The 26,292-nt window shown below is 60.2% G+C and carries 24 protein-coding genes; 11 read left to right on the forward strand and 13 right to left on the reverse strand.

What is annotated here, in order from left to right; translation table 11 throughout:
• Window positions 1–28 precede the first annotated feature (28 nt).
• The 6 genes from pqqA (at window position 29) to ACYZTY_RS25930 (ending at window position 5,191) form a co-directional block, all read left to right on the forward strand.
• Complete coding sequence (gene pqqA / locus ACYZTY_RS25905) at window positions 29–103, forward strand: pyrroloquinoline quinone precursor peptide PqqA (RefSeq protein WP_009045898.1); 75 nt, start codon at window positions 29–31, stop codon at window positions 101–103.
• A 73-nt stretch (window positions 104–176) separates the two neighbouring features.
• Entirely contained in the window at window positions 177–1,088 is a 912-nt protein-coding gene (pqqB, locus tag ACYZTY_RS25910; protein WP_461956001.1) for a pyrroloquinoline quinone biosynthesis protein PqqB, read from the forward strand.
• 139 nt (window positions 1,089–1,227) lie between these two features.
• The gene (pqqC, locus tag ACYZTY_RS25915; protein ID WP_194693807.1) at window positions 1,228–1,980 is read left to right on the forward strand and encodes a pyrroloquinoline-quinone synthase PqqC; all 753 of its coding nucleotides are present in this window, start codon (window positions 1,228–1,230) and stop codon (window positions 1,978–1,980) included.
• On the forward strand, window positions 1,977–2,252 hold the full coding sequence (gene pqqD, locus ACYZTY_RS25920; RefSeq protein WP_461956002.1) for a pyrroloquinoline quinone biosynthesis peptide chaperone PqqD: 276 nt from the start codon (window positions 1,977–1,979) through the stop codon (window positions 2,250–2,252). Before pqqC ends, pqqD begins: the two co-directional genes overlap by 4 nt.
• Complete coding sequence (pqqE, locus tag ACYZTY_RS25925) at window positions 2,245–3,399, forward strand: pyrroloquinoline quinone biosynthesis protein PqqE (protein WP_461956003.1); 1,155 nt, start codon at window positions 2,245–2,247, stop codon at window positions 3,397–3,399. Before pqqD ends, pqqE begins: the two co-directional genes overlap by 8 nt.
• A complete protein-coding gene (locus tag ACYZTY_RS25930) occupies window positions 3,365–5,191 on the forward strand; it encodes a S9 family peptidase (protein WP_461956004.1) in 1,827 nt (608 codons plus the stop codon). The genes pqqE and ACYZTY_RS25930 overlap by 35 nt, the downstream gene beginning before the upstream one ends.
• Before the next feature lie 106 nt (window positions 5,192–5,297).
• Here the strand turns inward: ACYZTY_RS25930 and ACYZTY_RS25935 are convergent, their stop codons facing one another.
• From ACYZTY_RS25935 to ACYZTY_RS25945, 3 genes are all read right to left on the reverse strand, one after another.
• The gene (locus ACYZTY_RS25935) at window positions 5,298–5,456 is read right to left on the reverse strand and encodes a YqaE/Pmp3 family membrane protein (RefSeq protein WP_007904205.1); all 159 of its coding nucleotides are present in this window, start codon (window positions 5,454–5,456) and stop codon (window positions 5,298–5,300) included.
• A gap of 84 nt (window positions 5,457–5,540) precedes the next feature.
• On the reverse strand, window positions 5,541–5,861 hold the full coding sequence (locus ACYZTY_RS25940; RefSeq protein WP_461956005.1) for a helix-turn-helix domain-containing protein: 321 nt from the start codon (window positions 5,859–5,861) through the stop codon (window positions 5,541–5,543).
• A 233-nt stretch (window positions 5,862–6,094) separates the two neighbouring features.
• Window positions 6,095–7,336: an aspartate aminotransferase family protein gene (locus ACYZTY_RS25945; protein WP_461956006.1), complete on the reverse strand. Its 1,242-nt coding sequence runs from the start codon at window positions 7,334–7,336 to the stop codon at window positions 6,095–6,097.
• A gap of 169 nt (window positions 7,337–7,505) precedes the next feature.
• On the opposite strand from ACYZTY_RS25945, the gene ACYZTY_RS25950 reads away from it, so the two are divergent.
• On the forward strand, window positions 7,506–8,402 hold the full coding sequence (locus ACYZTY_RS25950) for a LysR family transcriptional regulator (RefSeq protein WP_461956007.1): 897 nt from the start codon (window positions 7,506–7,508) through the stop codon (window positions 8,400–8,402).
• A gap of 259 nt (window positions 8,403–8,661) precedes the next feature.
• Here ACYZTY_RS25950 and ACYZTY_RS25955 read toward each other — a convergent pair whose 3' ends face one another.
• The 10 genes from ACYZTY_RS25955 to bioB form a co-directional block, all read right to left on the reverse strand.
• Entirely contained in the window at window positions 8,662–10,440 is a 1,779-nt protein-coding gene (locus tag ACYZTY_RS25955; protein WP_461956008.1) for an acyl-CoA dehydrogenase C-terminal domain-containing protein, read from the reverse strand.
• Between the two features lie 267 nt (window positions 10,441–10,707).
• Window positions 10,708–12,504, reverse strand: coding sequence for an acyl-CoA dehydrogenase C-terminal domain-containing protein (locus ACYZTY_RS25960; RefSeq protein ID WP_461956009.1), 1,797 nt, complete (start codon window positions 12,502–12,504; stop codon window positions 10,708–10,710).
• A gap of 90 nt (window positions 12,505–12,594) precedes the next feature.
• Window positions 12,595–13,884 (reverse strand): GGDEF domain-containing protein, encoded by a 1,290-nt coding sequence (locus ACYZTY_RS25965; protein WP_461959400.1) that lies wholly within the window; start codon window positions 13,882–13,884, stop codon window positions 12,595–12,597.
• 241 nt (window positions 13,885–14,125) lie between these two features.
• Window positions 14,126–15,931: a phenylacyl-CoA dehydrogenase gene (locus tag ACYZTY_RS25970; RefSeq protein WP_461956010.1), complete on the reverse strand. Its 1,806-nt coding sequence runs from the start codon at window positions 15,929–15,931 to the stop codon at window positions 14,126–14,128.
• Window positions 15,932–16,209: 278 nt separating this feature from the next.
• Window positions 16,210–16,506, reverse strand: a complete 297-nt coding sequence (locus tag ACYZTY_RS25975) for a pyrroloquinoline quinone biosynthesis protein PqqE (protein ID WP_461956011.1) — start codon at window positions 16,504–16,506, stop codon at window positions 16,210–16,212.
• 107 nt (window positions 16,507–16,613) lie between these two features.
• Entirely contained in the window at window positions 16,614–17,294 is a 681-nt protein-coding gene (bioD, locus tag ACYZTY_RS25980) for a dethiobiotin synthase (protein WP_461956012.1), read from the reverse strand.
• Window positions 17,291–18,103 (reverse strand): malonyl-ACP O-methyltransferase BioC, encoded by an 813-nt coding sequence (gene bioC / locus ACYZTY_RS25985; protein WP_461956013.1) that lies wholly within the window; start codon window positions 18,101–18,103, stop codon window positions 17,291–17,293. Before bioC ends, bioD begins: the two co-directional genes overlap by 4 nt.
• Window positions 18,096–18,827, reverse strand: a complete 732-nt coding sequence (locus tag ACYZTY_RS25990) for an alpha/beta fold hydrolase (protein ID WP_461956014.1) — start codon at window positions 18,825–18,827, stop codon at window positions 18,096–18,098. The genes bioC and ACYZTY_RS25990 overlap by 8 nt, the downstream gene beginning before the upstream one ends.
• Entirely contained in the window at window positions 18,820–19,998 is a 1,179-nt protein-coding gene (gene bioF, locus ACYZTY_RS25995; RefSeq protein ID WP_461956015.1) for an 8-amino-7-oxononanoate synthase, read from the reverse strand. The genes ACYZTY_RS25990 and bioF overlap by 8 nt, the downstream gene beginning before the upstream one ends.
• 137 nt (window positions 19,999–20,135) lie before the next feature.
• Window positions 20,136–21,191, reverse strand: coding sequence for a biotin synthase BioB (gene bioB / locus ACYZTY_RS26000; protein ID WP_461956016.1), 1,056 nt, complete (start codon window positions 21,189–21,191; stop codon window positions 20,136–20,138).
• A 91-nt stretch (window positions 21,192–21,282) separates the two neighbouring features.
• Between bioB and ACYZTY_RS26005 the strand changes: the two genes are divergently transcribed.
• The 4 genes from ACYZTY_RS26005 to ACYZTY_RS26020 all read left to right on the forward strand — a co-directional run bounded on the left by ACYZTY_RS26005 (window position 21,283) and on the right by ACYZTY_RS26020 (window position 26,133).
• On the forward strand, window positions 21,283–22,023 hold the full coding sequence (locus ACYZTY_RS26005; protein WP_461956017.1) for a double zinc ribbon domain-containing protein: 741 nt from the start codon (window positions 21,283–21,285) through the stop codon (window positions 22,021–22,023).
• A 183-nt stretch (window positions 22,024–22,206) separates the two neighbouring features.
• Complete coding sequence (locus tag ACYZTY_RS26010; protein WP_461956018.1) at window positions 22,207–22,971, forward strand: TOBE domain-containing protein; 765 nt, start codon at window positions 22,207–22,209, stop codon at window positions 22,969–22,971.
• Window positions 22,972–23,028: 57 nt separating this feature from the next.
• The gene (locus tag ACYZTY_RS26015; RefSeq protein ID WP_461956019.1) at window positions 23,029–24,930 is read left to right on the forward strand and encodes a PhoX family protein; all 1,902 of its coding nucleotides are present in this window, start codon (window positions 23,029–23,031) and stop codon (window positions 24,928–24,930) included.
• Window positions 24,931–25,158: 228 nt separating this feature from the next.
• Complete coding sequence (locus tag ACYZTY_RS26020) at window positions 25,159–26,133, forward strand: serine/threonine protein kinase (RefSeq protein WP_109635384.1); 975 nt, start codon at window positions 25,159–25,161, stop codon at window positions 26,131–26,133.
• Window positions 26,134–26,292 lie beyond the last annotated feature (159 nt).

The raw sequence follows: 26,292 nt of genomic DNA on the forward strand, positions 1-26,292 counted from the left end.
CTGTTTTATCACCTGAAGGAGCGCTCCCATGTCCTGGTCCAAACCTGCTTACACCGACCTGCGTATCGGCTTTGAAGTCACCATGTACTTCGCAAGCCGCTAAGGTTGTCGTGTGGTTCAGCGCCTCGGTATTGCCGAGGCGTTTTTATTTTCAGCGTTGAAATGATGGAGCGCCCATGTTTGTCCAGATTCTAGGTTCTGCCGCCGGCGGTGGTTTCCCCCAGTGGAACTGCAACTGCGTGAACTGCGCAGGTTTTCGCAACGGCAGCCTGAACGCAAAGGCGCGGACCCAGTCGTCCATCGCAATTTCCGATGACGGCGTGAACTGGATTCTGTGCAACGCGTCGCCGGACATCCGTGTCCAACTCCAGAGCTACGCCCCGATGCAACCGGGCCGCGCCCTGCGCGATACCGGCATCAGCGCGATCATCCTGATGGACAGCCAGATCGATCACACCACCGGCCTGCTCAGCCTGCGCGAAGGTTGCCCGCATCAGGTCTGGTGCACCGACATGGTCCACGAAGACCTGAGCACCGGTTTTCCGCTGTTCAAAATGCTCACCCACTGGAACGGCGGGCTGACCTGGAACCGCATCGAACTCGACCGCAGCTTCACCATCCCGGCCTGCCCGAGCCTGCGCTTCACCCCGTTGCCGCTGCGCAGCGCGGCGCCGCCGTACTCGCCGCACCGCTTCGACCCGCACCCGGGGGACAACATCGGCCTGATCGTCGAAGACCTGAACACCGGCGGCAAACTGTTCTATGCGCCGGGTCTGGGCAAAGTCGATGCGCCGCTGCTGGACATCATGGCCGGCAGCGATTGCCTGCTGGTGGACGGCACGATGTGGGATGACGACGAAATGCAGCGCCGAGGCGTCGGCACGCGTACCGGGCGGGAAATGGGCCATCTGGCGCAAAACGGCCCCGGCGGCATGCTTGAAGTGCTGGAGCAGTTGCCCAAGCAGCGCAAGGTGCTTATCCACATCAACAACACCAACCCGATTCTTGATGAGGATTCGCCGGAGCGTGCAGAACTGGCTCGGCGCAATGTTGAAGTGGCTTATGACGGCATGAGTATTGTGTTGTAGGGCATCGAGACCGCTGCGCGGTCTATCGCCAGCAGGCTGGCTCCCACAGGGGAATACGATCAACTGTGGGAGCCAGCCTGCTGGCGATGAGACCGGTCCAGACACGACAAAATCCACCGGTTGTTCCCGGAGAACCGCAATGACTGACACCCCAATGTCCCCCGCCGAATTCGAAGCGGCCCTGCGCGCCAAGGGCGCCTATTACCATATCTATCACCCCTACCACGTGGCGATGTATGAAGGCCGGGCGACCCGCGAGCAGATCCAGGGTTGGGTCGCCAACCGTTTCTACTATCAGGTGAACATTCCCCTGAAGGATGCCGCGATCCTCGCCAATTGCCCGGACCGCGAGATCCGTCGCGAGTGGATTCAGCGCCTGCTGGATCACGACGGCGCCCCCGGCGAAGACGGCGGTATCGAAGCCTGGCTACGTCTGGGCCAAGCGGTCGGCCTCGACCCGGATCAGCTGCGTTCGCAGGAATTGGTATTGCCCGGCGTACGTTTCGCCGTGGACGCCTACGTCAACTTCGCCCGCCGGGCCAGTTGGCAGGAAGCCGCCAGCAGCTCGCTGACTGAGTTGTTCGCGCCGCAGATCCACCAATCGCGCCTGGACAGCTGGCCGCAGCATTACCCGTGGATCGACCCGACCGGTTACGAGTATTTCCGCACGCGCCTCGGCCAGGCACGCCGGGATGTGGAGCACGGCCTTGCGATCACGTTGCAGCATTACACGACGCGTGAAGGCCAGGAGCGCATGCTGGAAATTCTCCAGTTCAAACTGGACATCCTTTGGAGCATGCTCGATGCCATGAGCATGGCCTACGAATTGAACCGCCCGCCGTATCACAGCGTGACCGAACAACGGGTCTGGCATAAAGGAATCACCTTATGAGTTTTGATCGCAGCAAGACCCCGACCTGGCGTCAGGGCTACCGCTACCAGTACGAACCGGCGCAGAAAGGCCATGTGCTGCTCTACCCGGAAGGCATGATCAAACTCAATGAAAGCGCCGCGCTGATCGGCGGTTTGATCGATGGCCAGCGTGATGTCGCGGCGATCATCGCCGAACTGGATGCGCAGTTCCCCGGTGTGCCCGAGCTCGGTGAGGACATCGAGCAATTCATGGAGGTTGCCCGTGCTCAGCACTGGATCGAACTTGCCTGATTCTGCGTCAGACAAGTTACCGCCCAAACCAGAAATCGGACTGCCCTTGTGGCTGCTGGCCGAGCTGACCTATCGCTGCCCGCTGCAATGCCCGTACTGCTCCAACCCGCTGGACTTCGCCGAGCAAGGCAAAGAGCTGAGCACCGAACAGTGGATCAAAGTGTTCCGCGAAGCGCGGGAAATGGGCGCTGCGCAATTGGGCTTTTCCGGCGGTGAGCCGCTGGTGCGCCAGGACCTCGCCGAGTTGATTGCCGAGGCGCGAAAACTGGGCTTCTACACCAACCTGATCACCTCCGGCATTGGCCTCACCGAGCAGAAAATCAGCGACTTCAAGAAGGCCGGTCTGGACCACATCCAGATCAGTTTTCAGGCCAGCGACGAGCAAGTGAATAACTTGTTGGCCGGTTCGAAAAAGGCCTTCGCGCAGAAGCTGGAAATGGCGCGCGCGGTAAAAGCCCACGGTTATCCGATGGTGCTCAACTTCGTCACCCATCGGCACAACATCGACAAGATCGACCGGATCATCGAGCTGTGCATCGCCCTTGAGGCCGACTTTGTCGAACTCGCGACATGCCAGTTTTACGGTTGGGCACAGCTCAATCGGGTCGGCCTGCTACCGACCAAAGAGCAACTGGTCCGCGCCGAGCGCATCACCAACGAATACCGCGCAAAACTTGCAGCCGAAGGGCATCCGTGCAAGCTGATTTTCGTCACGCCGGACTATTACGAAGAACGCCCGAAAGCCTGCATGAACGGCTGGGGCAGCATCTTTCTTACGGTCACGCCGGACGGAACCGCACTGCCCTGTCACGGCGCCCGACAGATGCCGGTGCAATTTCCCAACGTGCGCGACCACAGCATGCAGCACATCTGGTACGACTCGTTCGGCTTCAACCGCTTCCGCGGTTACGACTGGATGCCCGAGCCGTGCCGTTCCTGCGACGAGAAAGAAAAAGACTTCGGCGGCTGCCGCTGCCAGGCGTTCATGCTCACGGGTGACGCGAGCAATGCCGACCCGGTGTGCAGCAAGTCGGAACATCACGGCGTGATTCTCAAGGCCCGCGAAGAAGCCGAGCACGCGACCCAGACCATCGAACAACTGGCCTTTCGCAATGAACGAAATTCACGCCTCATCGCTAGAAGCTGAACCCTTCAGCGCCTCCCGGGCCGTCGCGGCCGGCATCGACTTCGCCGAGTTGCTGGTCGGCAAGCATGGCCTGTTCTGGAACGAGTACCGACCCGAGGATGCTGCTTGCAGGATCTGGCATTGGCGCGACGGCCAGGCCCATTGCCTGACGCCGGCAGGCTTCAGCGTGCGCAGCCGAGTGTACGAATATGGCGGTGGCGCGTTTTGTCTGACCGATGACGGGATCGTTTTCGTCAACGAAACGGACCAACAACTCTATCGACAATCGCTGGCGGGCGAGACGCCTGAGGTGCTGACTTCAGGGGAATGCCGTTACGGCGATCTGCAGTTTGCCAATGGCCAGGTGCTCGCGGTTGAAGAGAACCGTGATCGGCATCGTCTGGTCGTGATCGACGTGCCTGACGGCAGGCGTCATCTGCTGGCCGAAGGCGCCGATTTCTATGCCGCACCGACGTTGAGTCCTGACTCGCAACGATTGGCGTGGATCGAATGGAGCCGCCCGGATCAGCCATGGACCGCGACTCGCCTGATGGTTGCCGAACGCCAGAACGATGGGGGCTTTGCTCAACCGCGTTGTGTGGCTGGCGAGGCGGTTCAAGAGTCGCTGCAACAACCTCGTTTCGATGGCGGCGGCCAACTGTTTTGCCTGACGGATCGCGGCGGCTACTGGCAGCCTTGGGTGGAATCCGCAGAGGGTATGCGCCCACTTCCGAGTGCCGCCGCTGATCACGGGCCGGCACCGTGGCAGTTGGGTGGCAGCACGTGGTTGCCGCTGGGCGAAGACAGCTTCCTGGCCAGTTGGACCGAAGGCGGGTTTGGCAAGTTGGGGCTTTGCGGTGACGCCGCTGAAGATTTCACCGGTGATTACAGCCGCTTTCGACATATCGCGCTCGATGAACAATACATTTACTGCATCGCGGCATCGCCGGTCAGTTCTTCGGCGGTCATTGCCATCGACCGCGAGACCCGACAGGTCACGGTATTGGCCGGCGGGCTGGCACCGTTACCGGCTGAGAAGATCAGCGTCCCGCAAACCCTGCGCTACCCGAGCGGGTCGGGCGAGGCTCATGGCTTCTTTTATCCGGCGATGACCGGCGAGGCGAAACCGCCGCTGGTGGTGTTCATCCACGGCGGTCCGACCTCGGCCTGCTACCCGATGCTTGATCCACGCATTCAGTACTGGGCGCAACGCGGCTTCGCCGTGGCCGATCTCAACTATCGCGGCAGCAGTGGCTATGGCCGGGCTTATCGCCAGGCGTTGCATTTGAGTTGGGGCGACGTCGATGTGGAGGACGCCTGCGCAGTCGTCGCGCATCTCACAGAACGGGATTTGATCGACGGCGACAAGGCGTTTATTCGCGGTGGCAGTGCCGGTGGTTACACCACCCTTTGTGCGCTGGCCTTTCAGCAGGTGTTCCGCGCCGGCGCCAGCCTTTACGGTGTCAGCGATCCCGTTGCACTGGGCCGGGCGACCCATAAGTTTGAAGGCGATTATCTGGATTGGCTGATTGGCGATCCGCTACAGGACGCCGAGCGCTACGCCGCGCGCACTCCGTTGCTACATGCGAGCAACATCAGTGTTCCGGTGATTTTCTTTCAGGGCGAACTGGATGCCGTGGTGGTGCCGCAACAGACTCGCGATATGGTCAAGGCGCTACAGGACAACGGCATTCTGGTTGACGCGCATTACTACGCGGACGAACGCCATGGCTTTCGCAAGGCCGGTAATCAGGCTCATGCGCTGGAGCAGGAGTGGTTGTTTTATCGGCGGGTGATGGGGCTCGCCAGCTGAAACCGCGTCGCGCCCTTCGCGGGCAAGCCTCGCTCCTACAGGTACGGTGTTATCCCCGTAGGAGCGAGGCTTGCCCGCGAAAGCGATCTATCTGACACCGCAGATTTCAGCGCTTGGCGATGATGTACACCGCATGCACGATCCCCGGAATGTAACCGCACAACGTCAGCAGAATATTCAGCCAGAACGCGCCGGCGAAACCGACCTGCAGAAACACACCCAGTGGTGGCAACAGAATGGCGATGATGATGCGAATGAAATCCATGGGGCAGCTCCTGATTTGAAGTGGGCTCGTGTGAGCCCTACAGCTAATCGACCCGCGCCGTTCGTCAGGGTTCAGCGCGGTTCTTCACGCAAGTATCTCTAGACCGTGTTTCTGAACGATGCTCAGCAACTTGAGCGCCATGCCGCTGGGATGTTTGTCACCGGCCTCCCATTGTTTGATCGTAGAAGCGCTGGTGTTTAGATAACGCGCAAATACTGGCTGGCTTACGTTGTTTCGCTCACGCAGGGCTTTGATTTGCTCCGCCGGGATCGCGTCCGGAACCGTCGCAAGACATGATTCATCGAATTCGCGCATGGTTGCCTTGCTGATTGCACCGATGGCAAACAAGGCACTAGCCGACTCGTGGATCGATTCCGATATTTCACTTCTGAATTTTTTACTCATGATGTATCTCCACGAATTCCTTCATATCCAGCAAGCGCTGGATTTTGTTGTTTCTCTGGCGGGGCACTCCTTGCCGGCTCGCTCTAAAAAGCCACTGATCCAGCAGTCACTCAAGCGCTGATTGCATCTGGCAAAACGCAGAGACAAAAAAACGCCCCACGCGAAAAAATCAAACGTGGGGCGATGCGTTATTACCGCGAGACGGTTCGGGAATTCGTGCGGGAAAGGTCTGATCAGACCGCAATCCCTTTGCGGCACTGCAGTTGCGCGGTGCGCACGCGGGAAAAGGCGCGGGACAGGCGCAGGAGCATTTCGTCGATGTTGGCTTTGCTGACGGTGAGGGCCGGGGTAAAGCGCAGGCAATCGGGTTGCGGGGCGTTGAGCAACAAGCCTTCGTACAACGCTGATTTGACGACGGCATCAGCCGAATCGTCGGACAGGGTCAGTCCCCAGAGCAGCCCTTGCCCGCGCAACTCGCCGTGACCATAGCGATGGGACAAACGACTCAGGCCTTCGCGCAGATGCTGGCCGGTTTCGCTCACATGCTCGAGAAACCCTTTGTCCTGAATGGTGTTGAGCACGGCAAGACCGGCCGCCGTCATCAGCGCATTGCCATGATGCGTGCCCGTCAGTTCGCCCACCTCGAAACAGCAGGCCTTGCCTCGCGCCAGCAACGCGGCCAATGGCACGCCACCGCCGAGCCCTTCGCCGAGGACGACGATATCTGCTCGAACGCCACAGGACTGTTCGGCAAGCAAGGTGCCGCAGCGACCGATACCGGTTTGCACTTCGTCAAGGACCAACAGAATCCCCAGTTCCCGGCACAGGCGTTCGCCCCCCTTGAGGTAGGACTCGGAGGCCGGAATCACCCCGGCTTCGCTCTGGATCGGTTCGAGCATGATTGCCACGGTCCGGGCATCGACCGCTGCGTGCATCGCTGCAAGATCATTGAAGGGAACGTGGTGGAAGTCCGACAGTGAAATCGTCCCGGGACTACGGCCATGGCAGTCGTTACTCGCAACGATGATCCGTGAAGCCCCACCGCGATGGCGTTGACCCCATTTACGTGCCAGTTTGACCGCTGCTTCACAGGCTTCGGTGCCGCTGTTGAGCAGGTACGCCTGATCACTGCTGGTGCTGGTGCAGAGCCGCTCGGCAAGGTTGAGCATGCCGCGGTTATGCAGACCAAAACCGGGGTTGATCAGCGATTGAGCCTGTTCCGAGATCGCGTTGACCAGCACTGAGGGGCTGTGGCCCAGGCTATTGGCGCCGCCACCCTGTGAGAAATCCAGGTAAGCACGGTCATCGCTGTCCCACAACCATGAACCTTGGCCGCGGACGAAAATCTGTTTCGGCCGCTCGACACTGGGCATCAGGCACTCGCTGGAAAAGTTGTCGCTTCTGGACGACTGGAAAGTGTCTGCGACCAAGTCATCGAGGCTCGGCGGAGTGCGACGCAAGTTGAACAGATTCATCGGGACAAACCTCGCTTGAGGTTTTTTGCCTTACCTATGTAAACACCATCGGCATAAACGGTATTCATCGTGCGCTCTGGCCCTGTAAGCCTTGTGAATGCGGTTAGACTAGGCTCAGGCAAGGCGTCGAGCCATTTCGATTTCCCAGCATTTTCGATAAGCGCACCTTATGGATTTCAAGCAACTGCGTTATTTCGTCGCGGTCTACGAAGAAGGCCACGTAGGCCGGGCGGCCGAGCGACTTTCAATCTCCCAACCGGCACTGTCCCAGCAGATCCGCCAGCTCGAACAAAACCTCGATGTGAGCCTGTTCGAACGCAGCAGCAAGCGTCTGCTGCCCACCCTGGCCGCCCACACTTTGTACAACCACGCACTGCCCTTGCTCGATGGCCTGCAACGGGCACGCGAGGCGTTGGGCAACTTCAAGGGGCAGGCATTACGCACCTTGGCCATTGGCGTGTTGCAGACGGTTCACACCAGTCTGGTACCGCAGATGCTCGAACGTGTGCGCAAGGCGCAGCCGCATCTGGTGGTGCAGATCTATGAACTGACCGGTCTGGAAATCGAGCGACGGCTGCTCAATGGTTCACTCGACATCGGCATCAGCTACCTGCCGCCCCGTCAGCCCGGTTTGCAGGGCGTCCTGCTGTACGAAGATGAACTGACCCTGGTCATCCCGGCGGACCACCCGCTGCGCGAATTCAAGAAAGTCTCGATGAGTCAGGCGGCCGAGTTGCCCATGCTGTTGCTGGGAGAGGAATTCCAGGTGCGGCAGATCTGGCAGACGCAACTGGCCAATCTGGGACGACGCCCGCAGGTGCAGGCAGAACTGAACAACATGGCGGGGATTCTCGACAGTCTGCCCCACACCCGACTGGCCACCGTCCTGCCTGGGCGCTCGCAAAAGGCGCTCGGCAATCAAGAGCTGCTGTGGAAACCGCTGACCGAGCCGCGAGTGCCGCTGAAAGTCGGATTGGTGTGTCGGGATGTGCAACGGCAACAAGCCTCGCTGGCCTTACTGCGCACGCTGTTGGAGGAAGTGATGACGGGCCGGACGACCGCTTGAACAGCTCGCCTACGCTCGACGGGCTGAGCTGACGACTTTTCTGCGGGCAAAAGAAAACCCCGCCGAAGCGGGGCTTTGCAGACTGTTTCCCTGACATCCATTTCACTCCGCCGTCCTGGCAGAATCCTACGTGTCCGTGTTGTTGCTTTGCGCTTCCTGCGCGACGTCCATGTGAAGTAGATTAGCTCTGGATCCAATCGACGCCTATGGGAAAACAGCAGCACGTCATGTAAGAGAATGCTTACATGACGCGACTTCGTCAGAACTGTGCAGCGTCCAGCAGAAACAGCGACTCGCTACCCGCCTTCACCGACGCACTCAACGAGTGAATACGCGGCAGCAGACGTGCGAAATAGAAACGCGCCGTGCCCAACTTGCTCGCGTAGAAATCGTCCTGCGCTTCTTTGCCGAAGGCCGCCTTGGCCATCAATGCCCACATGTAGGCGTACGCCACATAGCCGAAGGCTTGCAGGTACTCGACCGACGCGGCGCCGATTTCGTTCGGGTTGTTTTTCGCCCGGTCCAGCAGCCACGAGGTCAGTTCGTCGAGGGTGGTGACGGCATCGTTCAGCGGCTTGGTGAACTCAGCCAGTTCATCGCTGGCGGTCGCGGTGAAATGACGGATCTCGTCAGCAAACAGGTTATAGAACGCCCCGCCGGTGCCGACGATCTTGCGTCCTACAAGGTCCAGCGCCTGAATGCCGTTGGTGCCTTCGTAGATCTGGGTGATACGCACGTCGCGCACCAGTTGCTCCTGGCCCCACTCACGGATGTAACCGTGGCCGCCGAAAACCTGCTGGCCGTGAACGGTGGTTTCCAGACCGAGGTCGGTCAGGAACGCCTTGGCCACTGGCGTCAGTAGTGCAACCAGGTCTTCCGCACGTTTGCGGGTGGTCGCGTCTTCGCTGAACTTGGCGGTGTCCAGTTGCATGGCCACGTACGTGGAGAATGCACGGCCGCCTTCGTTCGAGGCTTTCATGGTCAGCAGCATGCGACGCACGTCCGGGTGGACGATGATCGGGTCAGCGACCTTGTCTTTGTTCTGCGCGCCGGTCGGCGAACGGCTTTGCAGGCGATCGCGGGCGTATTCGACGGCATTCTGGTACGAGCGCTCGCCGGTAGCCAGGCCTTGGATGCCAACACCCAGACGCTCGTAGTTCATCATGGTGAACATCGCTGCCAAACCTTTATTCGGCTCGCCGACCAGGTAACCCACGGCTTCGTCGAAGTTCATCACGCAGGTCGCGGACGCCTGGATGCCCATCTTGTGTTCGATCGAACCACAGTTCGCCGGGTTGCGCGCGCCCAGGCTGCCATCGGCGTTGACCATGAACTTCGGCACCAGGAACAACGAAATCCCTTTCGGACCCGCCGGCGCGTCCGGCAGCTTGGCCAGCACCAGATGGATGATGTTCTCGGTCAGGTCGTGTTCGCCGCCGGTGATGAAGATCTTGGTGCCGCTGACCTTGTAGGAACCGTCGGCCTGAGGTTCAGCCTTGGTGCGGATGATCCCCAGGTCGGTGCCGGCGTGCGGCTCGGTCAGGCACATGGAACCGGCCCAGACCCCGGCGTACATGTTTGGCAGGTAAGCAGCTTTCAGCGCTTCGCTGGCGTGGGCGTTGATCGACAGGCAGGCGCCGGCGGTGAGCATCGGATACAGACCGAATGACAGGCTGGCGGAGTTGACCATTTCTTCGACTTGCGCCGAAACGGCCTTGGGCATGCCCATGCCGCCGTAAGTCGGATCGCCACCGACACCGACCCAACCGCCTTCGGCATAAGTCTGATAAGCCTGTGGGAAACCTGCCGGCGTGGTGACGGCACCGTCCGCCCAATGGCAACCTTCTTCGTCAGCCGCACGGCTCAGGGGCGCGATGCTCTTGCTGGTGACTTTGCCGGCCTCTTCGAGAATGGCTTCGACCGTTTCCGCATCGACGGTTTCGGCCAGCGCAGGCAGCTCGGCCCAGAGTTTGGCGACCTCGAAAACTTCATTGAGGACGAAGCGCATATCGCGCAGGGGCGCTTTGTAGTCAGCCATGGCAAACCTCGCAGATCTAAACAGGTGATTCGTAGGAATGGTGTTTTCGTTGGGTCCGAGTGTAACCCAACAACTTTTACGACACATAGGGTCAGCTCATGACCCTTTTGTAATTTTTAGTCATCAAAGTTTCTGCTGAGATAGTTCTCGCCTGCCAGAACGCATTCGCGGGCAAGCCTCGCTCCTACAGGTCGGTGTCAATCACGCAATTTGCGCATGGCGATGACCTGTAGGAGCGAGGCTTGCCCGCGAAGCTTTTAATAATCGTCAGAGCGCAAACATCTCCGCCGGCAGCTGCATCAAGCAATCACTCCCTGCTTCAATAGCCGCGCGATGAGCGGCGGTGCGCGGCAGCAACCGCTTGAAGTAAAACTCGCTGGTTGCCAGTTTGCCCCGGCAGTAATCAGCATCGCCGCTGCCCGCGTCGAGTTGCGCCTGGGCCACCAACGCCATGCGCAGCCACAGATAGCCGAGGATGATGTAACCGCTGTACATCAAGTAATCCACCGACGCAGCACCGACTTCATCCGGATTTTTCATCGCGGCCATGCCGACCTTGGTGGTCAACTCGCCCCACTGCTGATTCAGGCCATTGAGTTGCGCCACATAGCTGGCAAGTTGTGGGTGCTCGGCATTCGCCGCGCAGAATTTGTGGACGATTTTGGTGAAACCACGCAGCAGTTTGCCCTGGCTGCCAAGCACTTTGCGCCCGAGCAAATCCAGCGCCTGAATGCCGTTGGTGCCCTCGTAAATCGGCGCGATGCGGCAGTCGCGGACCAGCTGCTCCATGCCCCATTCACGGATGAAGCCGTGACCGCCAAACACCTGCATCCCGTGATTGGTGACTTCCAGACCGGTGTCGGTCATGAAGGCTTTGCAGATCGGCGTCAGGAACGCCAGCAGGTCTTCGGCGTCCTGGCGCGCCGTTTCATCCGGGCTCAGATGCGCCACGTCCAGCAGCTGCGCGGTGAAATACGTCAGCGCACGGTTGCCTTCGTTGAAGGCTTTCATGGTCAGCAACATCCGGCGCACATCAGGATGCACGATGATCGGGTCGGCGGCTTTTTCCGGCGCTTTCGGGCCGGTGAGCGAGCGCATTTGCAGGCGGTCGTTGGCGTACTTGATGGCGCCCTGGAAACTCGCCTCACCCAGACACAAACCCTGCATGCCGGTACCGAGCCGCGCGTGGTTCATCATGGTGAACATGCAGTTCAGGCCCTTGTTCGCCTCGCCGATCAAGAATCCCTTGGCCTCGTCGAAGTTCAGCACGCAGGTGGCGGAGGCCTTGATGCCCATTTTGTGTTCGATCGAGCCGCAGGAAACGCCGTTGCGCTCGCCGGCTTCACCCTGGGTATCGGGTAGGAATTTGGGAACGATGAACAGGGAAATGCCCCGGGTGCCTGCCGGAGCGTCCGGCAGTTTGGCCAACACCAAATGAATGATGTTGTCGCTCATGTCGTGTTCGCCGGCCGAGATGAAGATCTTGCTGCCGGAAATCGCGTAGCTGCCATCCGCTGAAGGCACGGCTCGGGTTTTGATGATGCCCAGGTCAGTGCCGCAATGAGCCTCGGTCAGGCACATGGTGCCGGTCCATTGGCCGGCCGTCAGTTTGCTCAGGTAGGTGCTCTTTTGCGCTTCGGTGCCGTGGGCGTGGATGGCCGACATCGCGCCGTGGGTCAGGCCGGGGTACATGCCCCAGGACGTATTGCTGGAGCCGACCATTTCACTGATGACCAGGCCCAGGGAGCTTGGCAAACCCTGGCCGCCGTAAGCCGGATCAGCTGCCAGACCGTGCCAGCCGCCTTCCACGTATTGTGCGAAGGCCTGCTTGAAACCTGTAGGCGTTGTCACCACGCCATTGTCGAAATGGCAGCCTTCTTCGTCGCCGCTGCGATTCAGCGGCGCCAGAACGTTCTCACAGAACTTCGCGCCTTCTTCGAGGATCGCATTGACCATGTCCGGACTGGCATCGGTGGCACCCAGCGCGGCGTAGTTGGTGTGGAAGTCGAAGACGTGGTCGATCAGAAAGCGCATGTCGCGCAGGGGGGCTTTGTACTCAGGCATGGTCGTTTCTCCGTCAGCAGATCGTTCAAACCTACTGCCGCCCACCCTGCCTCACAATCACAGTCCAGACGCTGAATGCGCCATCATCACTCAACCCGCAGCGCCGTCCATGCGCACCGCGCCACGGCGAGTCTGACCGAATGCCACCACACAATTTCGCCCGGCGCCCTTGGCGCTGTAGAGCGCTTCGTCAGCGGACTTGAGCACTTTTTCGGGGGTTCGCTGCTCCACGCGCTCGGCAACGCCGATGCTCACGGTGACCGACACACTTGAAGCGCCGGAGCCCGCGCGACGCTGACGCCCCTGTTGGTCGTCCTGCGGGCGGGCGTCTTGGTTGCGCAGTTGAATACTGTAAGTAGCAATGGATTCGCGGATGACTTCCAGGTGCGGCATGCACTCTTCGAGGGTCTTGCCCGCAAACACCAGCGCAAATTCCTCACCGCCGTAGCGATACGCCCTACCGCCTCCGCCGATTTTCGACAGCTTACTGGCGACCAGTCGCAGTACCTGGTCGCCGACATCGTGTCCGTGGGTGTCGTTGAATTTCTTGAAGTGATCGACGTCGCTCATGGCCAGCACGTAATTGCGCCCCAGACGTTGCATCCGCTCGTTCAAGGCGCGGCGCCCCGGCAGACCGGTGAGCTCGTCGCGGAAGGCCATTTGATAGGCCTCGTGGGCGACCGCTGCCGCAATCATCAACATCACCTGGCTGCACATGATGTTCAGCGTAAAAGGCAGGATGAAAGTTTTCGGCAACGCCCAGAACAACCCGAGCAAACCCACCAGCTGTGCGGCGTGCAAAGGTCTCGGGTTACGCCAGTACTGCCAGCTCAGTAGCAGGAACGAGGCGATGAATACGGGATAGGACAGCTGGATCAGGCTCATCCAGGCGCCATGCAGCGCCGGCCAGCGGATTTCCGACAGCCACATCAGCACGGCCTGGGGATAACTTTGCTCCAGCCCCAACGCCACACTGCCGACGGCCAGCAACACCGCGAAGCGCGCCACCATGTCTTGAAACAAATGCGTGCGCTCCTGCCAGGCCGCAAACACGCCAAACAACAGCGGCAACAACAGACAACACAGATGGAAAACCACCGCCGCGTCATCACGGACCTTGCCGTTGTCGCGGTAATAGTCGGTCTGGGTATCGAGCAGAAAGTAGGCGATGTACACCGTGACCATCAGAAACAGCTCGCGCTGACGTCGGTAAACCGCGCAGTACGCGCCGCCGAGCAACAGCACCAGAGTTGGCAGCACGTTGAACAGCGAGGTGAAGAAGACGTTGAGATCCTTGATGTAGGCGGCCGCAAGCCCCGCAAGTAAAAGCAGTAACGACGGTAGGAAATGGCTGAAACGTACAGCGGAAGAACGCGGCAAGGGTAAAGCTCCGACCGTCATGACAATAGATGGCATTGTGCCCACCTACTGTAACGGCAGAAATGCCGACTTACTGAGTCAATTGTCAGGTTTTTTTATCGGGCGCGTCAGTGGCTACAGACCGGATGGGCAGTGCCTGGATCTCATCAAAGATCGCAGGCGACAGCTTTTACTTTTCCCAGGAACAAAAAAGCCGCTACCCCCAAAGAGATAGCGGCTGTGCGAAGAACGACGTTAAGACTTAGTAGCCCAGCGCGAAGTTCTCTTCTTTCATGTCCATCAAGTTATTGGCACCCGACAGCATGGTTGCAACGTGAGTGCGGGTACGCGGCAGGATGCGCTGGAAGTAGAAGCGCGCAGTCTGCAACTTGGCGGTGTAGAACGCTTCTTCGGAAGTGCCGGCAGCCAGTTTCTCGGCAGCCAGGCGCGCCATGTCAGCCCAGAAGTAAGCCAGGCAGGCGTAACCGGAGTACATCAGGTAGTCCACAGACGCCGCGCCGACTTCTTCGCGATCCTTCATGGCAGCCATACCGACCTTCATGGTCAGCTCGCCCCATTCTTTGTTCAGCGCAGCCAATGGCTCGACGAACTCTTTGACGGCTTCGTTGCCTTCGTTGGTCTGGCAGAACTTGTGGACGATCTTGGTGAAGCCTTTGAGGGCCTCGCCTTGAGTCATCAGCACTTTACGGCCCAGCAGGTCGAGTGCCTGGATACCGGTGGTGCCTTCGTACAGCATCGAAATGCGGCTGTCGCGAACGTTCTGCTCCATGCCCCACTCGGCGATGAAGCCGTGGCCGCCGTAGATTTGCACGCCGTGGTTGGCGGATTCGAAGCCGACTTCAGTCATGAAGGCTTTGGCGATTGGCGTCATGAAGGCCAGCAGTGCGTCGGCTTTCTTCTTCTCTTCTTCGTCTACGCCGTATTTGACGACGTCGACTTGCTTGGCGGTGAAGTAAACCATCGCACGGTTGCCTTCGGCGAAAGCCTTCATGGTCAACAGCATGCGACGTACGTCAGGGTGAACGATGATCGGGTCAGCGGCTTTTTCCGGCGCTTTCGGGCCAGTCAGCGAACGCATTTGCAGACGATCACGAGCGTATTTCAGGCCGCCCTGGAAGCCGATCTCGGCGTGAGCCAGACCTTGCAGAGCGGTACCCAGACGTGCGGTGTTCATGAAGGTGAACATGCAGTTCAGGCCTTTGTTCGCCGGGCCGATCAGGAAACCGGTGGCCGCGTCGAAGTTCATCACGCACGTGGCGTTACCGTGGATGCCCATTTTGTGTTCCAGGGAACCACAGGTCACGGCGTTGCGAGCGCCGATCGAACCGTCAGCGTTCGGCATGAACTTCGGAACGATGAACAGCGAGATGCCTTTGGTGCCGGCCGGTGCATCCGGCAGACGTGCCAGCACGATGTGGACGATGTTGTCGGCCATGTCGTGTTCACCGGCCGAGATGAAGATCTTGGTGCCGGAGACTTTGTAGGAACCGTCGGCCTGAGGTTCAGCCTTGGTGCGCAGCATGCCCAGGTCGGTGCCGCAGTGCGGTTCGGTCAGGCACATGGTGCCGGTCCATTCGCCGGAAACCAGTTTGGTCAGGTAAGCCTCTTGCTGCTCAGGCGTGCCGTGCTCGGAAATGGTGTTCATCGCGCCATGCGACAGGCCTGGGTACATGCCCCACGACCAGTTGGCTTCGCCAACCATTTCGCTGACAGCCAGACCCAGAGACTCCGGCAGGCCTTGGCCGCCGTGCTCTACGTCGTGGGCCAGGCTTGGCCAGCCGCCTTCAACGAATTGCTTGTAGGCTTCTTTGAAGCCAGTCGGGGTTTTAACGCCAGACTCGCTCCAGGTGCAGCCTTCGGTGTCACCCACGCGGTTCAGCGGAGCCAACACCTGCTCACAAAACTTGGCGCCTTCTTCGAGAATGGCGTCAACCATGTCCGGAGTTGCGTCTGCACAAGCCGGAAGGCTCTGATAGTGCGCTTCGTAGCCGAGCAGTTCGTCACGAACGAAGCGAATATCACGCAAGGGGGCCTTGTAGTCAGGCATAGCGATAAACCTCTGCTGATGTAACCGGGAATGAACGACCGTGTTGATTTGTTGTGACGGTCAAACAGTTGTTTGAAACATACGTTTACGCCCAAATCTTGTCAAGCGCCGATCTTTTGCCGTTCGTCATCACGCTGCGCAAATGCCGGACACGCGGCCGCACTGCCGCCGTTGACAACGCAACAGGCCATGCAGAAAAGATTAGTTGAGGGAGAAGGACTTACGCACAAAAACGCCGCGAATAATCGCGGCGTTGGTTGTACGGATTCAGCGAGGGATCAAGCGAAGGTATCGATCAACGTTCCCAGCATTTCATCGGAAGCCTTGGCGACTTTGGCACCGGCCTCAACCTGAAACTTGCCCTGTGCCATTTCGACCATGTTGCTGGCCAGGTCCGATTGTTGACTGCGGTCGACCGAACGCAGGCGGTCCACTTGAAACTCGGAAGACTGGCTGGTCACCGAACGCTCAATGGTGCTGCTGGCGATCTGGCTGGAAGCCTGATCGACACGGTTCTGCCCTGTCTGAATAGTGCTCAGACCGGCATAGAAAGCGGTGTTTCCTGAGATTTCCATACGGGAACTCGTCCTACAAAGGATCAATGGCGGCCATTGAACCAGACTTGATGGCAAAAGGCCCGACAAAAACACTAATGGCACAGTGCCTTGTCATAGGCAAAATCTCAATCCAGCAAATCCAGCTGCAGATGTTCCGCCACCGCTTCTGCGGTTACCGATTTGAGTTTCGGCACTCGACCAAGACAAGGCGCGGGAATCCGCTCGGCGAGGGTCGCGAGGTTCTCCTCCAGACGCGAGGTTTTCGGATCGATGATATTGGCCACCCAACCCGCCAGCTGCAAGCCGTCCTGAGCAATCGCCTCGGCCGTCAGTAGCGCATGATTGATGCAACCCAGGCGCACGCCGACCACCAGGATCACCGGCAGGCCCAGTGCCATCGCCAGATCCGACAGATTGTCCTGATCCGCCAAGGGCACGCGCCAGCCGCCCGCGCCTTCGATCAAGGTGAAATCCGCCTGCATGTCGAGAATCTCGAGCATCGGCGTCAACAGTGATTGCACCGTCAGCGCCACGCCGGCTTCTCGCGCGGCCAAGTGCGGTGCGATCGGCGGTTCGAACGCCACCGGATTGACCTGTGCATAAGTCAAAGGCAATGAGCACTCGGCCAGCAGCGCGAGCGCATCGGCATTACGCAACCCCTTGGGCGTCACATCACAGCCGGAAGCGACCGGCTTGCCCGCCGCCGTACTCATGCCCGCCGACCGCGCGGCGTGCAACAAGCCTGCAGCAATGGTGGTCTTGCCGACATCAGTGTCCGTGCCGGTGATGAAATAGGCTGCGCTCATACGGGTTTCTCCAACACGGCGTAGACCACCTGATAAGTCGCTGGCAATCCATTGGCCTGACGAAACTGCTCATAAGCCTCGATCAAGCCGAGGATCCGCGCCCGACCGGTCAAACCACCCGGCCGACCAGGGTTCAAATTGTGCGCGCCCAACGCCTTGAGTTCATGCGTCAGGCTGCGCACGTCCGGGTAATGCAGCACATGCGCACGGGTTTGCAGGCTGACAACCTTCAAGCCGCTAGCGGCGCACAGCTGTTGATAAACACCCAGCTCGCGGAAGCGATTGACGTGCACCATGCCATCCACCTGACGCCAGCTGTCACGCAATTCAAACAACGTCCCTACACAAAGACTAGCAAACGCGAAAATCCCGCCCGGTTTCAGTGCCCGATACGCCTCACTGAGCACTGATTCGAAATCCGCGCACCACTGCACCGCCAGGCTGGAGAAGATCAAATCACAGGTCGAATCCTGCAGCGGCAAACGCTCCGCGTCCCCAGCGATGAAATGGGTGGCACCGCCCAATGGCCGGGCGTGATTGAGCATGCCTTCGGCGATGTCCATTGCCAGTCCGCTACCTGCGGGAAATCGCTCGCCCAATGCCCGACTGAAATGCCCGGTGCCGCAACCCAGGTCCAGCCAGACACCCGGCACAAAATCGCCCGGCAGACGGCTCAACAACTGGCTGCCGACATCGCGTTGCAGTTCAGCCACGCTGTCGTAGCTCGCCGCCGCGCGGGAAAAGGAGGCCGCCACCTGGCGCTTGTCTGGCAAACCGCCGGGTAAATCGGGAAGGGATAAATCAGTCATCACCGAACTCGTGCAAAAAGGCCTGAATCGCCCCCGCCACACCGTGGGGGTCTTCCAGAAGAAACGCGTGGCTGGCCTGTTCAATCAGGCCGATTTCGACATCCGGCAGCAAGGCCAGAAGGTCGCCCGCCGCTTCGGCCGGGACCAGGCCGTCGAGCCCGGCGAACAAATGCAGTTGCGGACCGCGAAATGCCTGCAACGCTTGGCGGGTATCCAGTTGGGCGAGTACTTCCAGACCACTCATCAGCACCGCTTCAGAGGTATGCGGCGCGCCGCCGAGCAACAAGCGCGACAGTCCGCGCGGGTCTTCTGACCCTTGCGCGCAGAGAAGTGAAAAGCGCTTCAACGTCATCCGCGGATCGGCCTTGCAACCGGCGAGAAACGCGTCGAAGGTTTCGCCGGGCATCGCGCTCGGCCATTGCTCATGGGCGACAAAAGAAGGATTACTGGCCAGGGCCAGCAAACCGCAGCACCGATCACCACGACGCGCCGCCAACTCAGACGCCAGCATGCCGCCGAGGGACCAGCCACCGAGCCAGGCGTCTTGCGGGATCGTCGAATCCAGCTCATCGAGCCATTCTTCAAGATCACTCGATTCCAGTTCCGGCAACGGCTCGATCTCGACCCGCAGATGCTCATCCAGCCCCTGCAAGGCGGCCGCTAACGGTTCCAGCGGCGAGATTCCGAGGCCCCAACCGGGTAGCAGAATCAGTCGATCACGCATGGTTTGGCTCCGGTCCAAGTTGTTGGAAACAATCGGCCAGTCCATTCAACAATAGCTGCACCTGCGCCTCGCTGTGGGCGGCGGTCAGGGTCACGCGCAGACGGGCACTGCCGGCGGGCACGGTCGGCGGACGAATCGCCGTGACCATCAGCCCCCGCTCGCGCAGCATCTGCGACAGCCGCACCGCACGCCCGGCATCGCCAATCATGATCGGCTGGATGGGTGTGAAGCTGTCCATCAACTCCAGGCCGATCTGTTCGGCACCATGGCGGAACTGGCGGATCAAGGTTTTCAGATGCTCGCGTCGCCAATGTTCAGTGCGCAGCAGCTCAAGGCTTTTGAGCGTCGCGCAGGCCAAGGCCGGCGGTTGGCTGGTGGTGTAGATGTAGGGGCGGGCAAACTGGATCAGGCTTTCGATCAGCTCTTCGCTGCCGGCCACAAACGCACCCGCCGTGCCGAACGCCTTGCCGAGGGTGCCGACTAGTACCGGCACGTCTTCCTGGCTCAGGCCGAAATGCTCGACGATCCCGCCGCCATTGGCGCCCAGCGGACCGAAGCCATGGGCGTCATCGACCATCAACCACGCGCCTTTGGCCTTGGCTTCCCGGGCCAGTGCCGGCAGGTCGGCGATATCACCATCCATGCTGAACACGCCGTCGGTGACTACCAGCGTATTGCCGGTGGCCTTCTCCAGACGCTTGGCCAGACTGGCCGCGTCGTTGTGCAGATAACGATTGAAGCGCGCGCCGGACAACAAACCGGCATCCAGCAACGATGCGTGATTGAGGCGGTCTTCCAGCACCGTATCGCCCTGCCCGATCAGCGCGGTGACCGCGCCAAGGTTGGCCATGTAACCGGTGGTGAACAGCAGCGCACGCGGGCGACCGGTCAGGTCGGCCAAGGCTTCTTCCAGCTCATGATGTGGCGTGCTGTGGCCGATGACCAGGTGCGATGCCCCGCCACCGACGCCCCAACGGGCAGCGCCGGCGCGCCAGGCTTCGATCACTTGCGGGTGATTGGCCAGGCCCAGGTAGTCGTTGTTGCAGAACGCCAGCAACGGCTGGCCGTCGACCACCACTTCCGGGCCTTGAGGGCTTTCGAGCAGGGGGCGTTGGCGGTAGAGGTTTTCGGCACGACGGGCAGCAAGGCGTGCGGCGAGATCGAAAGACATGCAGGCCTCGTGAGTAGGAAAAAACACACAACCCTGTAGGAGCGAGGCTTGCCCGCGAAGGGAGCGCTGCGGTCATTCAGATTGACCGAGGCCCTTCATTCGCGGGCAAGCCTCGCTCCTACGGAGATCAGCGTCGATCAAACAGCAGCGTTGTAGAACTGCTCGCTGCTCTTCTGCTCAACCAGCGCTTGCTCGATCGCGGCCTGATGCACTTCGTCGGCGTGCTCTTCGCGCGCTTCCGGCAGGATCCCCAGGCGCGAGAACAGTTGCATGTCCTTGTCGGCCTGCGGGTTGGCGGTGGTCAGCAGTTTGTCGCCGTAGAAAATCGAGTTGGCACCGGCGAAGAACGCCAGGGCCTGCATCTGCTCGTTCATCGCTTCGCGGCCGGCGGACAGGCGCACGTGGGATTGCGGCATCAGGATGCGCGCGACGGCGAGCATGCGGATGAAGTCGAACGGGTCGATGTCTTCGGCATTTTCCAGCGGCGTACCGGCGACTTTCACCAGCATGTTGATCGGCACCGACTCCGGATGCTCCGGCAGGTTGGCCAACTGGATCAGCAGATTGGCGCGGTCATCAAGGGACTCGCCCATGCCGAGGATGCCGCCGGAGCAGATCTTCATCCCCGAGTCACGCACGTAGGCCAAGGTTTGCAGGCGCTCGCTGTAGGTACGGGTGGTGATGATGCTGGTATAGAAATCCGGCGAGGTGTCGAGGTTGTGGTTGTAGTAGTCGAGGCCGGCCTTGGCCAGTGCTTCCGTCTGATCCTGATCGAGACGACCGAGGGTCATACAGGTTTCCAGGCCCATGGCTTTCACGCCTTCAACCATCTTCAGCACGTACGGCATGTCTTTGGCCGACGGGTGTTTCCACGCTGCGCCCATGCAGAAACGGGTCGAACCGATGGCCTTGGCGCGAGCGGCCTCTTCGAGGACCTTCTGCACTTCCATCAGTTTTTCTTTTTCCAGACCGGTGTTGTAGTGACCGGACTGCGGACAATATTTGCAATCTTCCGGGCATGCGCCGGTTTTGATCGACAGCAGGGTGGAAACCTGGACGCGGTTGGCGTCGAAATGCGCGCGGTGCACCGTCTGCGCCTGGAACAACAGGTCGTTGAATGGCTGTACGAAGAGTGCTTTGACTTCGGCCAAAGACCAGTCATGACGCAGGGTTGCAGAGGTGCTGGCGCTCATGGTGTTTCCTTTGTTTTATGCTTTGCACGCGGCTGGGGAATGGAATACCCACAAACGCGACACGGATGTTCGGCATATTTAAGGAAGAGCGATGCGCTGTCAACCTCGATACGTAGGACTGGTTTACAAGTGGTTAAACAATAACCAACGCTGCTTACTCTGCAGCGAAGCCACCGAAGAAGTCAGGCCCATCTGCATGGCCTGCGAAACCGACCTGCCCTGGCTGGGCGATCACTGCCAGACCTGCGCCCTGCCCTTGCCTGCGGCGGGCCTGACGTGTGGCCAGTGTTTAAAAATGCCGCCGGCCTTCGAACGGGTCGCCGCACCCTGGAACTACAGCTTTCCGGTGGACACTCTGATCACCCGCTTCAAACATTTTGCGAAGTGGCCGTTTGGCCGCCTGCTCGCCGAACTTCTCGCCCAGTTCCTGCAACATCGCTTTGATGAGGACCTAGATCGTCCCGACGCTCTGGTCCCTGTTCCGCTGGCCGCCAAACGCCTGCGCCAACGGGGTTTCAATCAGGCCGCGATGCTTGCCCGCTGGCTCGGTAACAGCCTCGATATACCTTGCGATGAAAAACTGCTGCTGAGGATTCAGGACACCAGCGCGCAGCAGAACCTGAATGCCGACGCGCGCAAAAAGAACCTGCGCAACGCCTTTGCCCTGGTGCCCGATACACCGATCAAGGGGCGTCACTTCGCGCTGGTGGACGACGTGCTGACCACCGGTGCCACAGCTCAGGCCCTGGCCCGGCTGTTAATGGACGCCGGCGCGGCACGGGTCGACGTCTACTGCCTGGCCCGCACGCCAAAACCCGGCGACACGGTCTGACTCAAGAACACAAAACCTGTGGGAGTGAGCCTGCTCGCGATGAGGTCATTACAGGCAACATTGATGTGACCGATGCATCGCCATCGCGAGCAGGCTCACTCCCACAAGGATGTGGCCTGACTTGACTCCCGCAGCCCAAGCCGCCAACTTCCACCTCATCGCCACAACCCAAAGCGCCTCACCATGTCCTTGCCCACGTTGTTGTCCCAGCACATTGTCCGTCGCCCGCAACGCATCGCGTTGCTGCAACACATCGCCGAACAAGGCTCGATTACCCGCGCCGCCAAAAGCGCGGGGCTGAGTTACAAGGCGGCATGGGACGCCATTGATGAGCTGAACAACCTCGCGCAGAAACCGCTGGTGGAACGCAGCGTCGGCGGCAAGGGCGGCGGTGGCGCCAGGCTCTCCGAAGAAGGCTTGCGCGTGCTGCGCCTGTATCAGAAGCTGCAAGCCTTGCAGGCCCAGGTGCTGGAAGCCGCCGAAGATGCCAGCGACCTGGACCTGCTCGGTCGGCTGATGCTCAGAACCAGCGCGCGCAATCAATTGCATGGCAAGGTCGTGGCGATCGATAACCAAGGCCACAACGACCGAATCCGTCTTGAACTGGCCGAAGGCTTAACCCTTGATGCGCAAATCACTCACGACAGCACCCTGCGCCTGGAGCTGGATATCGGCACCGAAGTCGTGGCCCTGATCAAGGCCGGTTGGCTGGAATTGCTGGGCATCGATCAACAAGCAACACCCGGCAACAACTGCCTCAAGGGCATCATCGAAGAAATTCTCGACGCCGAAGACGGCCCCAGTGAAGTGCGCATTAGCCTTCCCAACGGCCAGACCCTCTGCGCGTTGGCCGAGCCGCTGCACTTGAGAACCCTGGGGCTTGCCGCTGACAAACCGGTGCTGGTGCAGTTCGCGCCGTCCAACGTTTTGCTCGGCACTCCGCTCTGAAACAAAAGCTTCATCGACGCTCTTTAAGGTGGCTGCAAAACCAGCAGGGAGCCTGATGTGAGCCTATTAGAAGAAAACCAGTCCACCGACCTCGAAAAAATGGTCGGCCTCAGCCGTCGTGGCTTCATCAGCGCCGGCGCCCTCTGCGGTGCAGCAATGTTCCTCGGCGGTAACCTGCTGAGCCGCAGCGTGCTGGCCGCGAGTGTCAGCGCAGGTTCCAGCAAACTGTTGGGGTTTGACAGCATCCCCGCCGCCACCAGCGACGCTATTACCTTACCGCCGGGTTACAAGTCCTCGGTGCTGATCAGCTGGGGCCAGCCGTTGCAGAAAAACGGCCCGGCGTTCGACCCGAGTGGCAACGGCACCGCCGCGCAGCAGGAAGTGCAGTTCGGCGACAACAACGACGGCATGAGCCTGTTCGAATTTCCCGGTGAAAAAGACCGGGCACTGATGGCGATCAACAACGAATACACCAACTATCGCTACCTCTATCCCCACGGTGGCATGCCGCAATCGGCCGATGACGTACATAAAGCCTTGGCTTGTGAAGGTGTGTCGGTGATCGAAGTGCAGCGCAAGAACGGTCAGTGGCAATTCGTCCAGGGCTCGCGCTACAACCGCCGTATCCACGGCAACGCGCCAATCAGCCTCAGCGGCCCGGCCGCCGGTCACGCCTTGGTGAAAACCAGCGCCGACCCCCACGGCAAAAATGTGCTCGGCACCTTTCAGAACTGCGCCAACGGCAAGACACCGTGGGGCACTTACCTGACCTGCGAAGAGAACTTCACCGATTGCTTCGGTAGCAACAATGCCGAGCAGAAGTTCGACGCCGCGCAGAAGCGCTACGGCGCAGTGGCGACCAGCAAAGAGATCAACTGGCATCAACACGATGAGCGGTTCGACCTGGCAAAAAATCCAAACGAGCTAAACCGTCACGGCTGGGTCGTGGAAATCGACCCGTTCGATCCGCAATCGACGCCCGTCAAACGTACCGCGCTGGGTCGCTTCAAACATGAAAACGCTGCCCTGGCCGAAACCAAAGACGGCCACGCCGTGGTGTACATGGGCGACGATGAGCGCGGCGAATTCATTTACAAGTTCGTCAGCCGCGACAAGATCAATCACAAAAACCCCAAGGCCAACCGCGACCTGCTGGACCACGGCACCTTGTACGTGGCGCGCTTCGATGCGGGCGACAGCAACGCCGATCACCCGAAAGGCCAGGGCGAGTGGATCGAACTGACCCACGGTAAAAACGGCATCGACGCCAGCAGCGGTTTTGCCGATCAGGCCGAAGTACTGATCCACGCGCGTCTCGCGGCCAGCGTGGTGAAGGCCACCCGCATGGACCGTCCGGAATGGATCGTCGTCAGCCCCAAGGATGGCCAGGTCTATTGCACGCTGACTAACAACGCCAAGCGCGGTGAAGACGGTCAACCGGTGGGCGGGCCGAACCCGCGTGAGAAGAACGTCTACGGGCAAATCCTGCGCTGGCGCACCGACCGTGACGATCACGGCTCGAAAAGCTTTGCCTGGGATCTGTTTGTGGTCGCTGGCAACCCGGGCCTCCACGCTGGCACGCCGAAGGGCGGCTCGTCGAATATCACGCCGCAAAACATGTTCAACAGCCCGGATGGCTTGGGCTTCGACAACGCTGGGCGGCTGTGGATTCTCACCGATGGCGATTCGAGCAACGCCGGTGATTTTGCCGGCATGGGCAACAACCAGATGCTGTGTGCCGATCCGGTGAGCGGGGAGATTCGCCGGTTCATGGTCGGACCGGTGGGTTGCGAGGTCACGGGGATCAGCTTTTCGCCGGATCAGAAGACCTTGTTTGTGGGGATTCAGCATCCGGGGGAAAACGGTGGATCGACGTTCCCTGAGCATCTGCCGAATGGCAAGCCACGGTCTTCGGTGATGGCCATTTCCCGTGAAGACGGCGGGATCGTCGGCGCCTGATACGGCCTCTTCGCGGGCAAGTCGGATCGCCGCACCGCTCGCTCCTACGGGTCATGCGCAAATTTTGACATCGCGCATGACCTGTAGGAGCGAGCGGTGCGGCGATCCGACTTGCCCGCGAAGGCGTTATCCCAAACAACACTTACCTCAAGCCCAACCCCTAAAGCCTCCCCGTCTGCGCTACCATGCTTGGCCGGACGCGGCAGCCTGCTGCGCGCAGGAGTCAGCATGGCCCACCCGTTTGCAACCCTCACCCCAGACCTCGTGCTCGATGCCGTCGAAAGCATCGGCTTTCTCAGCGACGCGCGCATTCTGGCGCTCAACAGCTACGAGAACCGTGTCTATCAGGTCGGCATCGAAGACTCCGAGCCGCTGATCGCCAAGTTCTACCGTCCGCAGCGCTGGACCAACGAAGCGATTCTCGAAGAACACCAGTTCACCTTCGAACTCGCCGAGTGCGACGTTCCCGTGGTCGCGCCGATGATCCACAACGGCGCCAGCCTGCACGAACACGCCGGTTTCCGTTTCACCCTGTTTCCTCGCCGTGGCGGCCGCGCGCCGGAGCCGGGCAATCTCGACCAGCTGTATCGCCTGGGCCAATTGCTCGGCCGTCTGCATGCCGTCGGTGCGACCAAGCCGTTCGAACACCGCGAAGCGCTGGGCGTGAAGAATTTCGGTCATGACTCGCTGACCACCTTGCTCGAAGGTAATTTCGTACCCAAAAGCCTGCTGCCGGCCTACGAGTCCGTGGCCCGCGACCTGCTCAAGCGGGTGGAAGAGGTATACAAGGCCACCCCGCACCAGAACATCCGCATGCACGGCGATTGCCACCCCGGCAACATGATGTGTCGCGACGAAATGTTCCACATCGTCGACCTCGACGACTGCCGCATGGGCCCGGCGGTGCAGGACATCTGGATGATGCTGGCGGGCGATCGTCAGGAGTGTCTCGGTCAGTTGTCGGAATTGATGGACGGCTACAACGAATTCCACGACTTCGACCCGAGGGAACTGGCGCTGATCGAACCGCTACGCGCCTTGCGCCTGATGCACTACAGCGCCTGGCTCGCCCGCCGCTGGGACGATCCGGCGTTCCCGCACAGTTTTCCGTGGTTTGGCAGTGAACGGTATTGGGGTGATCAGGTGTTGGCGTTGCGAGAACAACTGGCGGCGCTGAATGAAGAACCGCTGAAGCTCTTTTGACCAACACAACCCCCCTGTGGGAGCGAGCCTGCTCGCGATGGCGATCTGTCAGTCACTGATTTTTGTCTGATACACCGCCATCGCGAGCAGGCTCGCTCCCACAGGTATTGTGTTCACAATTGCCCAACCTAATCAGGCAGGACATCCGTAGACAAATCT

Source organism: Pseudomonas sp. LB1P83, assembly GCF_054897885.1.

Bases quoted from the DNA above. Each gene is read 5' to 3' on its own strand.
- ACYZTY_RS25950 (WP_461956007.1), top strand. From the start codon at position 7,506: ATGGATTTCAAGCAACTGCGTTATTTCGTCGCGGTCTACGAAGAAGGC.
- ACYZTY_RS25955 (WP_461956008.1), bottom strand. From the start codon at position 10,440: ATGGCTGACTACAAAGCGCCCCTGCGCGATATGCGCTTCGTCCTCAAT.
- pqqD (WP_461956002.1), top strand. From the start codon at position 1,977: ATGAGTTTTGATCGCAGCAAGACCCCGACCTGGCGTCAGGGCTACCGC.
- ACYZTY_RS26005 (WP_461956017.1), top strand. From the start codon at position 21,283: ATGCGCTGTCAACCTCGATACGTAGGACTGGTTTACAAGTGGTTAAAC.
- ACYZTY_RS25930 (WP_461956004.1), top strand. From the start codon at position 3,365: ATGAACGAAATTCACGCCTCATCGCTAGAAGCTGAACCCTTCAGCGCC.
- ACYZTY_RS25960 (WP_461956009.1), bottom strand. From the start codon at position 12,504: ATGCCTGAGTACAAAGCCCCCCTGCGCGACATGCGCTTTCTGATCGAC.
- bioB (WP_461956016.1), bottom strand. From the start codon at position 21,191: ATGAGCGCCAGCACCTCTGCAACCCTGCGTCATGACTGGTCTTTGGCC.
- ACYZTY_RS25975 (WP_461956011.1), bottom strand. From the start codon at position 16,506: ATGGAAATCTCAGGAAACACCGCTTTCTATGCCGGTCTGAGCACTATT.
- bioD (WP_461956012.1), bottom strand. From the start codon at position 17,294: ATGAGCGCAGCCTATTTCATCACCGGCACGGACACTGATGTCGGCAAG.
- ACYZTY_RS25935 (WP_007904205.1), bottom strand. From the start codon at position 5,456: ATGGATTTCATTCGCATCATCATCGCCATTCTGTTGCCACCACTGGGT.
- pqqB (WP_461956001.1), top strand. From the start codon at position 177: ATGTTTGTCCAGATTCTAGGTTCTGCCGCCGGCGGTGGTTTCCCCCAG.
- ACYZTY_RS25940 (WP_461956005.1), bottom strand. From the start codon at position 5,861: ATGAGTAAAAAATTCAGAAGTGAAATATCGGAATCGATCCACGAGTCG.
- bioF (WP_461956015.1), bottom strand. From the start codon at position 19,998: ATGTCTTTCGATCTCGCCGCACGCCTTGCTGCCCGTCGTGCCGAAAAC.
- ACYZTY_RS26020 (WP_109635384.1), top strand. From the start codon at position 25,159: ATGGCCCACCCGTTTGCAACCCTCACCCCAGACCTCGTGCTCGATGCC.
- ACYZTY_RS25945 (WP_461956006.1), bottom strand. From the start codon at position 7,336: ATGAATCTGTTCAACTTGCGTCGCACTCCGCCGAGCCTCGATGACTTG.
- pqqC (WP_194693807.1), top strand. From the start codon at position 1,228: ATGACTGACACCCCAATGTCCCCCGCCGAATTCGAAGCGGCCCTGCGC.
- ACYZTY_RS25970 (WP_461956010.1), bottom strand. From the start codon at position 15,931: ATGCCTGACTACAAGGCCCCCTTGCGTGATATTCGCTTCGTTCGTGAC.
- bioC (WP_461956013.1), bottom strand. From the start codon at position 18,103: ATGACTGATTTATCCCTTCCCGATTTACCCGGCGGTTTGCCAGACAAG.
- ACYZTY_RS26010 (WP_461956018.1), top strand. From the start codon at position 22,207: ATGTCCTTGCCCACGTTGTTGTCCCAGCACATTGTCCGTCGCCCGCAA.
- ACYZTY_RS25990 (WP_461956014.1), bottom strand. From the start codon at position 18,827: ATGCGTGATCGACTGATTCTGCTACCCGGTTGGGGCCTCGGAATCTCG.